Genomic DNA, 14,398 nt, shown 5'->3' with positions numbered 1-14,398 from the left:
TCATGAAGTGGGACCGTCCGGTTTCGGCCGGTCGGCGGGTCGACTGGCTGCTGCGGCCGGCGCCGCGCTCCTGGCGGGCGGTCTCCCTCGTGATCCTGCTGTCGATCGCGGTCTCCACGAGCCTGCGCGCGAACTGGGGCTCGGACAACGCGTTCGTGGTGAAGGCCGCGGACGCGCTGCTGTCGGGTGCCTCGCCCTACGAGGACAAGCGGTTCCTGTACCTGCCCAGCGCCGTGATCATGGCCGTGCCGGAGGCGCTGCTGCCGCACTGGGCGCTGCGCTGGCTGCTGCCGCTGGGCATGACCGCGCTGATCGGCGCCGGCTGGTGGGCGGCGCTGCGGCTGTTCTCCGTACCGGTGCGCTCCCGCCTCGCGGTGGGGGGTTTCGGCCTGTTCGCGCTGGCCTACAAGCCGTACCTGAACCTGGTGCTGATCGGGAACTGGACGGCGATCTCGGCGGCCGCGCTGCCGCTGGCGCTGCTGCTCGCCCACCGGCGGCGGTGGGCGGCGGCGGGCCTGGTGGTGGGGCTGGCCATCGCCTGCAAGCCGATGCTCGTGCCGATCGGCCTGCTGTTCGTACTGGCCCGGCAGTGGCGGGGGCTGGCCGTGGCGGTGCTGGTCCCGGTGGCGCTGTCACTGGCGGGGGCGCTGATGATGCCGAGCCCGACGCTGTTCTTCACCAAGACGCTGCCGTTCCTTTTCCAGGGGCAGGACGCCTACGCGCTCCCCTGGGACGCCTCTCCGATCGCGGTGCTGCCGCGGATGGGGGTGCCGCAGCCGGTCGCGGTGCTGCTGGCCGGGGCGGGGGCGCTCGGCGGACTGTGGGCGGTGTGGGTGCGCTGGCGGCGGACGGAGGGACCCGGCGGGGACGAGCTGCGCCTCGCGGAGACGGCCTGCATGGTGATGCTCGCCGCATTCCTGGTGTCGCGGCCGTCCTTCGACCACTACCTGCTGGTGGTGCTGCCGCTGCTGATCGTTTCGGGGGTGCGGGAGGGTTCGGCGGCCCGCTCGCCCTGGTTCTGGCTGGCCCTGGTGCCTCAGCTGGCGCTGGTCCCCTGGCCCGCGGAGCTGGCCCACAAGAGGCGGGCGTTCCGGGACATGGCGGCCCTGTGCGGGCTCGCGGCTCTGCTGGTGCGTCGTACCCTGCGCTCCGGTCGGGTTATTCTGGGTCCAGTAACAACTGCGGGGTCCCCACCCAGGACCGAACCGGAGTGCGCCGCGAAGCCAGCAGCATCGGCATCGCGGACCGCGTTTTGACCCGTACGGGTCCTCTTGGGTACTCTGCTGGTTTGTTATGCGTATTGGCTTTCTCATTCTCACGTGAAAGGGCCTTACGCCGGTCCACCGGACCGATGACCAGCGGTTCACACGGGTTGCGTCCCCGATGTGGACAAGCGGCTGTCGTGATCGTCCGTGGTGACCCTGTCAGGACCCTTCCCGCGGGGCTCGTGCCCTCTGGGATGACCCACCACTGAAGAAGCGAAGGCATACGCGTGCGTACGTACAGCCCCAAGCCCGGCGACATCTCGCGCCAGTGGCTCGTCATTGACGCCCAGGACGTTGTCCTCGGCCGTCTGGCGACCCAGGCCGCTGCCCTCCTGCGCGGCAAGCACAAGCCGACCTATGCGCCCCACATGGACATGGGCGACTTCGTCATCATCGTCAACGCCGACAAGGTCCACCTGTCCGGCAACAAGGCGTCCCAGAAGATGGCGTACCGCCACTCCGGTTTCCCGGGCGGTCTGCGTTCCGTGCGCTACGACGACCTCCTGGCGAACAACCCGGAGAAGGCCGTCGAGAAGGCCGTCAAGGGCATGCTCCCCAAGAACACCCTGGGCCGTCAGATGCTCTCGAAGCTGAAGGTCTACTCGGGCGACCAGCACCCCCACGCTGCCCAGCAGCCGGTGCCGTTCGAGATCACCCAGGTCGCGCAGTAGTTCCGGCCACCCCCTAAGACGTAGAGAATTCTGAGGAGAATCGTGGCCGAGACCACCGTCGAGAGCCCCATCGAGGGCGACGAGACGTACGACGCTGTTACCACTTTCGAGTCCGAGGCGCCGGAGGGTGACTACACCTCCGAGTCCCTCGCCGGCCGCTTCGGCGACCCGCAGCCGGCCGCCGGCCTGGGCCGTCGCAAGAACGCCATCGCGCGCGTCCGGATCGTCCCGGGCACCGGCAAGTGGAAGATCAACGGTCGCACCCTTGAGGACTACTTCCCCAACAAGGTGCACCAGCAGGAAGTCAACGAGCCGTTCAAGCTCCTTGAGCTGGACAACCGCTACGACGTCATCGCCCGCATCTCGGGTGGCGGCGTCTCCGGCCAGGCCGGCGCCCTGCGCCTCGGCGTGGCCCGTGCGCTGAACGAGGCGGACGTCGACAACAACCGCCCGGCGCTCAAGAAGGCCGGCTTCCTCTCCCGCGACGACCGTGCGGTCGAGCGCAAGAAGGCCGGTCTCAAGAAGGCCCGTAAGGCTCCGCAGTACAGCAAGCGTTAATCTGCGCCTGCTGTTCTGCAACGAAACCGCCCCGGCAGCACTCTCTGTGCTGCCGGGGCGGTTCGTTTACCGCCACAAGCGGCACATACCTGTCACACAGCGGCACTAAGCGAAGCGTGAACTCGGGAGGACAACAGTGGGACGACTCTTCGGGACGGACGGTGTACGAGGCGTCGCCAACGCGGATCTGACGGCCGAGCTCGCGCTCGGTCTCTCCGTGGCGGCCGCACACGTACTGGCCGAGGCGGGCACCTTCGCCGGCCACCGGGCCACCGCCGTGGTCGGCCGGGACCCCCGAGCTTCCGGCGAGTTCCTGGAGGCCGCGGTCGTCGCGGGCCTCGCGAGCGCGGGCGTGGACGTCCTGCGCGTCGGTGTGCTGCCCACCCCGGCGGTGGCGTATCTCACCGGTGCGCTGGGCGCCGACCTCGGCGTGATGCTCTCCGCCAGCCACAACGCGATGCCCGACAACGGCATCAAGTTCTTCGCGCGCGGCGGCCACAAGCTGGCCGACGAGCTGGAGGACCGGATCGAGTCCGTCTACGACGAGCACCGCACCGGCGCCCCCTGGGACCGTCCCACCGGCGCGGGCGTCGGCCGGGTCTCGGACTACAACGAGGGCTTCGAGAAGTACGTCGCCCACCTCATCGGGGCCCTCCCCAACCGCCTCGAAGGACTCAGGATCGTCCTGGACGAGGCCCACGGCGCGGCAGCGTACGTCTCCCCCGAGGCCTTCGCCCGGGCCGGCGCGGAGATCATCACGATCGGCGCCGAGCCCGACGGCCTGAACATCAACGACGGCTGCGGCTCCACCCACCTCGGTCTGCTCAAGCAGGCCGTCGTCGAGCACGGGGCCGACTTCGGCATCGCGCACGACGGCGACGCCGACCGCTGCCTGGCCGTGGACGCCTCGGGCGCGGAGGTCGACGGGGACCAGATCCTCGCGGTGCTGGCCCTGGCCATGCGCGAGGCGGGGCAGCTGCGCGAGAACACCGTCGTCGGCACGGTGATGTCGAACCTTGGCTTCAAGCTGGCCATGGAGGCCGAGGGCATCCAGGTCGTGCAGACCGGCGTCGGCGACCGCTACGTGCTGGAGTCGATGAAGGAGCACGGCTACGCGCTCGGCGGCGAGCAGTCCGGCCACGTGATCATCCTCGACCACGCGACGACCGGGGACGGCACCCTGACGGGGCTGCTGCTGGCGGCCCGGGTCGCGGCGACCGGGCGGTCCCTGGCGGAGCTGGCGGGCGTGATGCAGCGGCTGCCGCAGGTGCTGATCAACGTGCCCGACGTGGACAAGTCCCGGGTCGGGACCTCCGGCGAGCTGGCGGCCGCGGTGGGCGACGCCGAGCGCGAGCTGGGCGCCACCGGGCGGGTGCTGCTGCGTCCCTCCGGTACGGAGCCGCTCGTACGGGTGATGGTGGAGGCCGCCGACATCGAGCAGGCCCGCGCGGTCGCGGGACGCCTCGCGGACGTCGTGAAGTCGGCGCTCGGTTAGTCATCCCGGTTCCCTGAGCCCCGTCGCCCCCGCGGGTGGCGGGGCTCAGGCCGTTCCGGAGGGGGTACGGCGCCAGCGGCCGCGCTGGGTGCGCCACAGCAGCTTCTGTGCGTACAGGGTCAGGGTGCCGGCCAGCATGATCCCGCCCAGGTTCACCAGCAGCTGCTCCGCCGAGCCCCACATCTGGCCCACCTCGCCGTAGCTGAGGGCCACCGCGGCGTTGGCGGCCGCCGGGACGGTCGTCACCGAGATCGCCACGCCGACCAGCGCGCCGGACTTGGCGGACGTCAGGGACAGCACCCCAGCCACCCCGGCGAGCAGGGCCACCACGAACGAGAACGGGTCCGGCTGCCAGATGAAGCTGGTGTTGGGGCGCGGGTTCTCCAGCATCGACCGCTCGAACAGGCCCAGCGCGTCCATGGCCAGGCTGAACAGGGTGGTCGCCGCCATCGCGGCGGCGAAGCCGGTCAACAGGGCGAGCAGGGAGCGCGCCGCGGGTTTCGGAGCTCGCCGGACCAGGCCCGTACACACGCCCGCGAGCGGGCCGAACTCCGGGCCGACGGCCATCGCGCCCACGATCAGGATGGCGTTGTCCAGGACCACACCGCAGGCGGCGATCAGCGTCGCGACGATCATGAAGGCGGTGTAGGTGATCGTGAGGGTCGACTCCTCGTGGGTCGCCTCGCTCAGCTGCTCCCACAGCACGGCGTCGGCCCCTTCGCCCGGTGCCTCCTCCTCGGCCCGGTCGGCGCTCTTGGAGAGGGTCAGGTCGATGTTCTCGACGGTGATCGAGCCGTCCTCGTCGATGCCCAGTTCCCGTAGCGCCTGGAGCAGCTCGTCGCCCGCCTCGCGCGCGACGTCGCAGGTGACGACGTCACCCGCCGGGGCGAGGGCCGCGCCGGTCAGCACCACCAGGTGGGTGGTGCCGACGGTCTCCTCGATGAGGCGCAGTACGGCGTGCGTCCGGTCGGGCGGGGTGATCATCCGCAGGTGCAGCATGCCCGAACAGTAGCTTTCAGAGTTTGCGCAGGCTCAGCTTCTGCACCTTGTGGTCCGGGCCCTTGCGCACGACGAGGGTCGCCCGGCCGCGGGTCGGGGCCACGTTCTCCATCAGGTTGGGCTTGTTGATGGTCCGCCACATCGTCTGCGCGTACTCCAGGGCCTCCTCCTCGGAGACCTGCGTGTACTTGCGGAAGTAGGAGAAAGGATTCTGGAACGCGGTCTCGCGCAGCTTCCGGAACCGGTTGAGGTACCAGCGCTCGATGTCCTCGGGGCGCGCGTCCACGTACACGCTGAAGTCGAAGTAGTCGGCGAGGCCGACGCGGGTCCGCCCGTCCTTGCCGGGCAGGGCCGGCTGGAGGACGTTGAGCCCCTCCACGATCAGGATGTCCGGGCGGCGGACGACGAGCTGCTCGCCGGGGACGATGTCGTAGATCAGGTGGGAGTAGACCGGGGCCGTGACCTCGTCCTTGCCCGCCTTGATGTCGGCGACGAAGCGGGTGAGCGCGCGGCGGTCGTACGACTCGGGGAAGCCCTTGCGGGCGGTCAGGCCGCGGCGCTGGAGCTCCTTCATCGGGTACAGGAAGCCGTCGGTGGTGACGAGCTCGACGCGCGGGTGCTCGGGCCAGCGGGCCAGCAGGGCCTGGAGCAGACGGGCCACGGTGGACTTGCCGACGGCGACGGAGCCGGCGACGCCTATGACGAAGGGGGTGCCCTGCTGGGCGCCGTGGCCGTTGCCGGCGTCGCCGAGGAAGGTGTTGAGGGTGCCGCGGAGGTTGCTGGTGGCGCCGACGTAGAGGTTCAGCAGGCGGGAGAGCGGGAGGTAGACGTCGCGGACCTCGTCGAGGTCGATGACGTCGCCCAGGCCGCGGAGCCGTTCGACCTCGTCGGCTGTGAGCGGCAGGGGGGTGCGCTCGCGCAGGGCGCTCCATTCGGCCCGGGTGAGGTCGACGTAGGGGGAGGCCTCGGCGGGCCGGCGGTGGCCGGCGCGGTCCGTTGCGCGGCCCGGCGTGCTTCGTGGCGGCGAAGTGATCACAAGGCCATTGTCGGGGCTCGCGCTCGCTTATGGGTGGTGTGGTCGGTCACGTGGGGAGCGGCTCCCGGGGGCCGGGTACGTGGCCGGATCCCGATCGGAGTCTCGTGTCGGTCTCGTGCCGGTCACGATTGGCAAGGGTGTGTGAAAACCGGATCGTCCGACCGTCCGGTCACCCGTACATTGCTGATCGCCACAGCTCCGGTGCGCCTCCGACCGAGGGCGCGCCGACCGGGGCTGTCTGTGTGCGTTTCTTGTTCCGGGGGAGATTTCCGTTGCGTACCGTGCTTGTCCGTCGTGCTGTCCTGACCGCTTCGGCGGTGTCCCTGACCCTGCTGGCCACCGCCTGCGGGTCGGGCGGGGCCGGCGGCGCCGGGGCCGATTTCAAGGCCGGCTCCCAGGGCGGCTCCCAGCCGTCCGCCACGGCTTCGGGCGCGGCTCCGGCGGGACCCAAGGGGAAGACGGCCGCCGAGCTGGCCAGCCTGCTGGTCACCCGGGCGGACCTGCCGGACCACGAGCTGGAGCCGGTCACGGACGGCGAGGCGCAGAACGATCCGATCGACACCGACAAGGCCGCCTGCAGGCCGCTGGCCCAGGCCGAGGGGATGCAGCCGATCGGCACGTCCACCGGGGTCGCCCGCGTCGTCGCGGGCGGGAAGCCCGCGCCGGCGGCGGCCGGGGACGCCGGCGCGGCGCGGCAGGCGGCAGCCGCCGCGGGCGCCGGCCGGCAGGCGACGGCCACGTCGGTCGCGCTGGTGTCCTACGACGGCAAGGGCGCCGAGGAGGCCTTCGCCGCGGTCAAGGACGGGGTGCAGGCGTGCACGGGCGGCTTCTCGGTGACGCAGGCCGGGGAGAAGACGGCCATCGGGAGCGTCGAGGCCGACGCCGCGCTCACCGGCGGCGACGAGGCGGTCTCGTTCAACACCGTGATGGACCTGGGGGACGGCGACCGGAACGTCACCCGGGTGGTGGTGCTGCGCAAGGGCAACACCCTCGCGACGTTCACCGCGCTGAGCGTGAGCGGCGAGGCCGAGCAGCCGAAGGCCGTCGTGGACGCGCAGGCGAAGAAGCTCGGCTGATGGCTGATGGCTGACGGCTGATGGCTGACGGCTGACGGCTGACTCTGGCTCAGGCGTCAACCCTGCTCCGGCACATTCGCCGGGGCGGGGTTCGTCCGGTTCAGGTACGGGGCAGGAGCCCGGCATCGGCGTACCCTGCCGCCTATGTGCGGAATTGTGGGTTACGTGGGAGCGCAGTCGGCGCTCGATGTGGTCATCGCCGGACTCAAGCGGCTGGAGTACCGCGGCTACGACTCGGCCGGTGTCGCCGTGCTCGCGGACGGCGGACTGGACGCCGTCAAGAAGGCCGGCAAGCTGGTCAACCTGGAGAAGGAACTGGTCGGGCATCCGCTGCCGGCCGGCTCCACGGGCCTGGGACACACCCGGTGGGCGACCCACGGCGGGCCCACCGACGTCAACGCCCATCCGCACCTCGACAACGCGGGGCGCGTGGCGGTCGTGCACAACGGGATCATCGAGAACTTCGCCGCATTGCGCGCCGAACTGGCGGAGCGGGGCCACAAGCTGGAGTCCGAGACGGACACCGAGGTCGTGGCGCACCTGCTCGCCGAGCAGTTCGACGCCGTGTCCGGAGACCTGGCGGAGGCCATGCGGCGCGTCTGCCGGCGGTTGGAGGGCGCGTTCACGCTGGTCGCCGTGCACGCCGACGCGCCGGACGTGGTGGTCGGGGCGCGCCGGAACTCCCCCCTGGTGGTGGGCGTTGGGGAGGGTGAGAACTTCCTCGCCTCGGACGTGGCCGCCTTCATCGCCCACACCCGGTCCGCGATCGAGCTGGGGCAGGACCAGGTCGTCGAGCTCCGCCGCGAAGGGGTGACGGTGACCAACTTCGACGGTTCGGCCGCGGAGGTGCGGGCGTACCACGTGGACTGGGACGCCTCGGCGGCCGAGAAGGGGGGATACGACTACTTCATGCTCAAGGAGATCGCCGAGCAGCCGAAGGCCGTCGCCGACACCCTCCTGGGCAGGATCGACGCGAGCGGCCTGCTGACGCTGGACGAGGTGCGCATCCCCGCCTCGGTGCTCCGCGAGGTCGACAAGGTCGTGATCGTGGCGTGCGGTACGGCGTACCACGCGGGCATGATCGCGAAGCTGGCCATCGAGCACTGGACCCGCATCCCGTGCGAGACGGAACTGGCCAGCGAGTTCCGCTACCGCGACCCGATCCTGGACCAGCGGACGCTGGTGATCGCGATCTCGCAGTCGGGCGAGACCATGGACACCCTGATGGCGCTGCGGCACGCGCGCGAGCAGGGCGCCAAGGTGCTGGCCGTCTGCAACACGAACGGGTCGACGATCCCCCGCGAATCGGACGCCGTGCTGTACACGCACGCCGGTCCCGAGGTGGCCGTCGCCTCGACCAAGGCGTTCCTGACGCAGCTGGTGGCCTGCTACCTGGTCGCGCTGTACCTCGGGCAGGTCCGGGGCACGAAGTGGGGCGACGAGATCCGCGCGGTGATCCGGGAGCTGTCGGACATCGCCGCGGCCGTGGACAGGGTGCTGGAGACGATGGAGCCGGTACGGGCGCTGGCGCGTTCGCTGGCCGACAAGAACACCGTGCTGTTCCTCGGCCGCCACGTCGGGTACCCGGTGGCGCTGGAGGGTGCGCTCAAGCTCAAGGAGCTGGCGTACATGCACGCGGAGGGCTTCGCGGCGGGCGAGCTCAAGCACGGGCCGATCGCGTTGATCGAGGAGGACCTGCCGGTGGTGGTCGTGGTGCCGTCGCCGCGCGGGCGTTCGGTGCTGCACGACAAGATCGTGTCGAACATCCAGGAGATCCGGGCCCGCGGGGCTCGTACGATCGTGATCGCGGAGGAGGGCGACGAGGCGGTGGTCCCCTACGCGGACCACCTGATCCGCATCCCGGCGACGCCCACGCTGCTCCAGCCGCTGGTGGCGGCGGTGCCGTTGCAGGTGTTCGCGTGCGAGCTGGCGACCGCCCGGGGGAACGAGGTGGACCAGCCGCGCAACCTCGCCAAATCCGTCACGGTCGAATAGTCGAACAGGGGCATGGTGTTGTGATTATCGGTGTGGGCATTGACGTTGCCGAGATCGAGCGGTTCGGCGCCGCCCTGGAGCGGACCCCGCACCTCGCGCAACGGCTCTTCGTCGACGCCGAGTTGACCCTGCCGAGCGGCGAGCGGCGCGGGAACGCCTCGCTCGCCGCCCGGTTCGCGGCCAAGGAGGCGCTCGCCAAGGCGCTCGGCGCGCCCGGCGGGATGCTGTGGACCGACGCCGAGGTGTACGTCGAGGAGACCGGGCAGCCGCGCGTACGGGTGTCCGGGACGGTGGAGGCGCGGGCGACGGCACTCGGCGTGAAGTCGTGGCACATCTCCCTGAGCCACGACGCGGGGGTCGCCTCCGCCGTGGTCATCGCCGAGGGATAGACCGCCGGGGGACAGACCGCCGGGGGTCGACCACCGATGGGCAGCCCGCGGCCGGGGGGCGGGCCGCCGGGTGGGGGACCGGGGCGGTCGTCCCGGCCGCCTTTTCGGGCAGGGTGGTGGCATGCGTACTGCTTACAGCGTGGAGACCGTACGGGCCGCCGAGCGCGAGCTGATGGCGCGGCTGCCGGAGGGCACCTTGATGCGGCGGGCGGCGGCCGGGCTGGCCGCCGTGTGCGCCGGGCTGCTGGGGAGGGTGTACGGCGCGCGGATCGTGCTGCTGGTCGGCCCGGGGGACAACGGCGGAGACGCCCTGTACGCGGGCGCGCGGCTGGCCCGGCGCGGCGCCGGGGTGACGGCCGTGCCGATGGACCCCGAGCGGATGCACCCGGGCGGCCTGGCCGCCCTGCTGGGCGCGGGCGGCCGGGTGGAGTCGGCGGTGCCCGGGCGGGCGGACCTGGTGGTGGACGGACTGCTCGGCATCGGCGGCCGCGGCGGGCTCCGGGCCGCGGCCGCGGCGCTGGTGGAGCGGATCCCGCCGGGCGCGGTGGTGGTGGCCGCGGACCTGCCGAGCGGCGTGGACGCGCAGACGGGCGAGGTGGCCGGGGCGGCGGTACGGGCCGACGTCACGGTGACGTTCGGGGCCTACAAGCCGGGGCTGCTGATCGACCCGGGAGCCTCGCGGGCCGGTGCGGTACGGCTGGTGGACATCGGGCTCACCCTCCCCGCGCCGGACGCGGAGGCGCTGCAACACGCCGATGTGGCGGGGCTGCTGCCCGAGCCGGGCGCGGCCAGCGACAAGTACCGCCGGGGCGTGGTCGGCATCGTCGCCGGGTCGGCCCGCTACCCGGGGGCTGCGGTGCTGGCGGTCGCGGGGGCGCTGCGCGGCGGCGCCGGAGCGGTGCGGTACGTGGGTCCGGCGGCGGTCGGGGAGGCGGTACTGGCCAGGTACCCGGAGACGCTGATCGGGCGGGGCCGGGTGCAGGCCTGGGTGATCGGGCCCGGCCTGGGGGACGAGCGGGGCGCGGAGGTCCTGGACGACCCGGTGCCGGTGCTGGTCGACGCCGACGGGCTGCGCGGGCTGGACCCGGAGGCGCTGCGGGCCCGGACGGCGCCGACGGTACTGACCCCGCACGCGGGCGAGGCGGCGGCGCTGCTGGGCGTGCGGCGCGAGGAGGTGGAGGCGGGCCGGCTGGACTGCGTTCGGGCGCTGGCGCAGCGGTACGGGGCGACGGTGCTGCTCAAAGGCTCGACCACGCTGGTCTGCGACGGCGCCGCCCCCGTCCGGGTCAACCCGACCGGCACCCCGTGGCTGGCCACGGCCGGCAGCGGTGACGTGCTGTCGGGCCTGGCGGGCTCCCTGCTGGCGGCGGGTCTGTCCGGCCCCGACGCCGCTTCCGTGGCGGCGTACCTCCACGGCCTGGCGGCCCGCCGCGCGGCATCGGGCGCCCCGCTCCTCGCCCACGAGGTGGCCGAAGCCCTCCCGGCCGCCTGGCGCGACGTCCGCACACCCTGACGGACGGACGGACGGACGGACGCACGGACGGACGGGTCGGCCTGGACGGGCCGAGCCGGACATGCGCCGCGGACCCGTGTCCGGGACGGAGCCGGCCGGACACGGGTCCGCGACGGCCGCGAGCCTGCCCGGCGCCTCCGGGCTGGCCGGGGTCGCGACGGCCGAGGACGAGGAGAAGCCCGTGGTGGCGTTCTCCGACGAGGACGGCACCGCGCGGCTGCCGCCGGGAGCGCAGTGGCGCACGGCGGGCGGCCGCGCGCGGTCCACCCCGGCTGAACCGCGCTCTCCTCCTCAGAGGGCTGCGCATCTCCGGGTCGCCCCCAGGGACGGCGAACGGCCCGGCCGGGCGGCACGGTCCACGCCGGAGCACCCGCCCGCACGGCGCGGGGGCGCGGCGGGGGCTTCTGAGAGACTGTGCTCGATGAACGAGACACCGACGCGCGCGTACGCCGAGATCGACCTAGCCGCCGTGCGGAGCAACGTGCGCGCTTTGCGCGAGCGGGCGCCCCGGGCCGAGCTCATGGCCGTCGTCAAGTCGGACGCGTACGGGCACGGGGCCGTCCCCTGCGCCCGCGCCGCCCTCGACGCCGGGGCGACCTGGCTCGGCACCGCGACGCCCGAGGAAGCGCTCGCGCTGCGCGCCGCCGGGATCGGTTCCCGGATCATGTGCTGGCTGTGGACGCCCGGCGGCCCCTGGCGGGAGGCCATCGAGGCCGATCTGGACCTGTCCGTCAGCGGGACGTGGGCCCTGGACGAGGTGCGGGCCGCCGCCCGCGGGAGCGGGAAGGTGGCGCGCGTACAGCTCAAGGCCGACACCGGCCTCGGGCGGGCCGGCTGCCAGCCCGCCGACTGGGCGGAACTGGTGGGCGCCGCCGTCGCCGCGCAGGCCGAGGGGACCGTCCTCGTCACCGGCGTGTGGTCGCACTTCGCCTGCGCCGACGAGCCGGGCCACCCCTCCATCGCCCTCCAGCTCACCGCCTTCCGCGAGATGCTCGCCTACGCCGAGAAGGAGGGCATCGAGCCCGAGGTCCGGCACATCGCCAACTCGCCGGCCACGCTCACCCTCCCTGAGAGCCACTTCGACCTCGTCCGCTGCGGCATCGCCGTCTACGGCGTCTCGCCGGCGCCCGAGTTGGGCACGCCCGAACAGCTGGGCCTGCGCCCCGCGATGACCCTCAAGGCCTCCGTCGCGCTGGTCAAGACCGTGCCCGCCGGTCACGGAGTCAGCTACGGCCACCACTACGTGACGGAACGTGAGACCCGCCTCGCCCTCATCCCCGTCGGGTACGCGGACGGCGTCCCGCGCCACGCCTCCGGAAGCGGCCCGGTCCTCGTCGGCGGCGCGGTCCGGCGGGTCGCCGGGCGGGTGGCCATGGACCAGTTCGTGGTCGACGTCGAGGGCGCCGACGTGACCGCCGGAGATCCGGCGGTCCTCTTCGGGCCCGGTGACCTGGGAGAACCCACCGCCGAGGACTGGGCCGCGGCGGCGGGCACCATCGCGTATGAGATCGTCACCCGTATCGGGGGCAGAGTGCCCAGGGTGTACCGCAACGGCTGAATACGGCTGCGTACGACCGAGTACGGCTGAGTGAGGACGGCGACCGCGTGGGCGAGAACTGGCGCAAGGCCGGCTGGGCCGGCGCGGCCATCGGAGTCATAGCCGCCGGTGCGGCCGCCGGTGTCGCGGTCGAACGGATCACCGTCGGACGCGGCATCCGCAGGAAGGCGCGGCTCGCGCTCGACGCCGCGGGGGACTACGGCTCCCTGCGCGGGGCGGAGGGCCTGTGCCGCGCCGAGGACGGCACCGAGCTGTACTACGAGGTCGACGAACCGCCCGAGGAGCCGGGCCGGCGCGGCCGGCTGCGGCGCAAGAAGCCGCCCGCCGCGACCGTCGTCTTCTGCCACGGCTACTGCCTGGGACAGGACTCCTGGCACTTCCAGCGCGCCGCCCTGCGCGGAACCGTCCGCTGCGTCTACTGGGACCAGCGCAGCCACGGCCGCAGCATGCGTGGCCTCTCCCAGGCCGACGGCGAGCCGGTGACCATCGAGCTGCTCGGCCGCGACCTCAAGGCGGTGATCGACGCCACCACCCCCGAGGGGCCGCTGGTGCTCGTCGGCCACTCCATGGGCGGCATGACCATCATGGCGCTGGCCGAACAGTTCCCGGAGCTGGTACGGGAGCGCGTGCTCGGCGTCGCCCTGGTCGGCACCTCCAGCGGCCGGCTGGACGAGGTCACGTACGGGCTCCCGGCCGTCGGCATGGGCGCCGTACGCCGTCTCCTTCCCGGGGTGCTCAAGGTGCTCGGCTCGCAGGTGGAGCTGGTGGAACGGGGCCGCCGGGCCACCGCCGACCTCTTCGCGGGCATGATCAAGCAGTATTCGTTCGGCTCGCGTGAAGTCGACCCGGGGGTCGCCCGCTTCGCCGAGCGGCTGATCGAGGCGACCCCGATCGACGTGGTCGCCGAGTTCTACCCGGCCTTCCAGGTCCACGACAAAACCATCGCGCTCCAGCGGTTCGCGGACATCCCGGTCACCGTCATCGCCGGGGACCGCGACATGATCACCCCGGCCGAGCACAGCGCCGCCATCAAGGACGTGCTCCCGGCCGCCGAACTGGTCGTCCTGGAGAACACCGGGCACCTGATGATGCTGGAGCGCCCGGACGCGGTGACCGCGCTGCTGACCGGACTGCTGGCGCGCACTGGCGCCGTGCCGGAGGCGCTGCCCGCGGAGGGGGCCGGGTCCGCGGACGCGCCCGGCACCGTATCCGCCGGAGGCCCGGGAGCGACTAACGTTGGCCCGCATGGAAGAAGTACCGCGAGAAGCGCCGCACAGCCCGGCTCCTGAGGCCTTCGCGTCCGTGACGGCCGAAGGCGCCGTCGCCGAGACCCTGATCACCGTCGACTCGCCCGGCTCCATGAGCGAGCTGGGCCGTCGGATCGCCGGCCTGCTGCGGCCCGGCGACCTCGTCCTGCTGACGGGCGAGCTCGGCGCAGGCAAGACCACCCTGACGCGCGGCCTCGGCGAAGGCCTCGGCGTGCGCGGGGCCGTCACCTCCCCGACCTTCGTCATCGCCCGGGTGCACCCGCCGCTCGGTGACGGGCCGGCCCTGGTGCACGTGGACGCGTACCGGCTCGGCGGCGGGCTGGAGGAGATGGAGGACCTGGACCTCGACGTCTCGCTGCCCGAGTCCGTGGTCGTCGTCGAATGGGGCGACGGCAAGGTCGAGGAGCTCTCCGAGGACCGGCTCCATGTGGTGATCTCCCGCGCGGTCGGCCACGAGGAGGTCCTCGACGACGTCCGGCAGGTCTCGGTGCGCGGGATCGGTGCGCGCTGGGCCGGTGCGGCCGACGGACTGGCCGGGCTGGCGGAACGCGTCGCCCGGTAGCGGACCGGGCGGC

Annotated in this window: 13 protein-coding genes; 11 read left to right on the top strand and 2 right to left on the bottom strand. The window is 72.7% G+C overall.

The genetic code is table 11. The annotated features are described in order from the left end of the window. The first annotated feature begins 2 nt into the window (after positions 1-2). The 4 genes from ACIA6C_RS09015 (at position 3) to glmM (ending at position 3,989) form a co-directional block, all read left to right on the top strand. Positions 3-1,256, top strand: coding sequence for a glycosyltransferase family 87 protein (locus ACIA6C_RS09015; protein WP_366080271.1), 1,254 nt, complete (start codon positions 3-5; stop codon positions 1,254-1,256). 236 nt (positions 1,257-1,492) lie between these two features. Continuing rightward, positions 1,493-1,936 (top strand): 50S ribosomal protein L13, encoded by a 444-nt coding sequence (gene rplM / locus ACIA6C_RS09010; protein WP_329197517.1) that lies wholly within the window; start codon positions 1,493-1,495, stop codon positions 1,934-1,936. Between the two features lie 42 nt (positions 1,937-1,978). Further along, entirely contained in the window at positions 1,979-2,494 is a 516-nt protein-coding gene (rpsI, locus tag ACIA6C_RS09005) for a 30S ribosomal protein S9 (RefSeq protein WP_361133907.1), read from the top strand. Positions 2,495-2,630: 136 nt separating this feature from the next. Continuing rightward, positions 2,631-3,989, top strand: coding sequence for a phosphoglucosamine mutase (gene glmM / locus ACIA6C_RS09000; RefSeq protein WP_361133904.1), 1,359 nt, complete (start codon positions 2,631-2,633; stop codon positions 3,987-3,989). 45 nt (positions 3,990-4,034) lie between these two features. Here the strand turns inward: glmM and ACIA6C_RS08995 are convergent, their stop codons facing one another. Both ACIA6C_RS08995 and coaA read right to left on the bottom strand, forming a co-directional pair. After that, positions 4,035-4,988: a DUF389 domain-containing protein gene (locus ACIA6C_RS08995; protein WP_399273928.1), complete on the bottom strand. Its 954-nt coding sequence runs from the start codon at positions 4,986-4,988 to the stop codon at positions 4,035-4,037. 16 nt (positions 4,989-5,004) lie between these two features. Next, the gene (gene coaA / locus ACIA6C_RS08990) at positions 5,005-6,024 is read right to left on the bottom strand and encodes a type I pantothenate kinase (RefSeq protein ID WP_361133898.1); all 1,020 of its coding nucleotides are present in this window, start codon (positions 6,022-6,024) and stop codon (positions 5,005-5,007) included. A gap of 272 nt (positions 6,025-6,296) precedes the next feature. Here coaA and ACIA6C_RS08985 point away from each other — a divergent pair, with 272 nt between their 5' ends. From ACIA6C_RS08985 to tsaE, 7 genes are all read left to right on the top strand, one after another. Further along, positions 6,297-7,100 carry a hypothetical protein gene (locus ACIA6C_RS08985; protein WP_399273926.1) on the top strand — a complete coding sequence of 268 codons (804 nt, stop codon included), beginning with the start codon at positions 6,297-6,299 and terminating at the stop codon, positions 7,098-7,100. A 144-nt stretch (positions 7,101-7,244) separates the two neighbouring features. Next, the gene (glmS, locus tag ACIA6C_RS08980) at positions 7,245-9,095 is read left to right on the top strand and encodes a glutamine--fructose-6-phosphate transaminase (isomerizing) (RefSeq protein WP_366082397.1); all 1,851 of its coding nucleotides are present in this window, start codon (positions 7,245-7,247) and stop codon (positions 9,093-9,095) included. Positions 9,096-9,115: 20 nt separating this feature from the next. Beyond that, the gene (locus tag ACIA6C_RS08975; protein WP_399273923.1) at positions 9,116-9,484 is read left to right on the top strand and encodes a holo-ACP synthase; all 369 of its coding nucleotides are present in this window, start codon (positions 9,116-9,118) and stop codon (positions 9,482-9,484) included. Between the two features lie 121 nt (positions 9,485-9,605). Then, positions 9,606-10,997 (top strand): NAD(P)H-hydrate dehydratase, encoded by a 1,392-nt coding sequence (locus tag ACIA6C_RS08970; protein WP_399273921.1) that lies wholly within the window; start codon positions 9,606-9,608, stop codon positions 10,995-10,997. Positions 10,998-11,418: 421 nt separating this feature from the next. Beyond that, positions 11,419-12,555, top strand: coding sequence for an alanine racemase (alr, locus tag ACIA6C_RS08965; protein WP_399273919.1), 1,137 nt, complete (start codon positions 11,419-11,421; stop codon positions 12,553-12,555). 47 nt (positions 12,556-12,602) lie between these two features. After that, on the top strand, positions 12,603-13,844 hold the full coding sequence (locus ACIA6C_RS08960) for an alpha/beta fold hydrolase (protein ID WP_399273917.1): 1,242 nt from the start codon (positions 12,603-12,605) through the stop codon (positions 13,842-13,844). Next, the gene (gene tsaE / locus ACIA6C_RS08955) at positions 13,801-14,385 is read left to right on the top strand and encodes a tRNA (adenosine(37)-N6)-threonylcarbamoyltransferase complex ATPase subunit type 1 TsaE (RefSeq protein WP_399273915.1); all 585 of its coding nucleotides are present in this window, start codon (positions 13,801-13,803) and stop codon (positions 14,383-14,385) included. Before ACIA6C_RS08960 ends, tsaE begins: the two co-directional genes overlap by 44 nt. Positions 14,386-14,398 lie beyond the last annotated feature (13 nt).

This window comes from Streptomyces sp. NPDC051578 (assembly GCF_044454045.1).
Lineage (GTDB): Bacteria > Actinomycetota > Actinomycetes > Streptomycetales > Streptomycetaceae > Streptomyces.
This window is presented reverse-complemented; position numbering and strand designations above follow the sequence as displayed.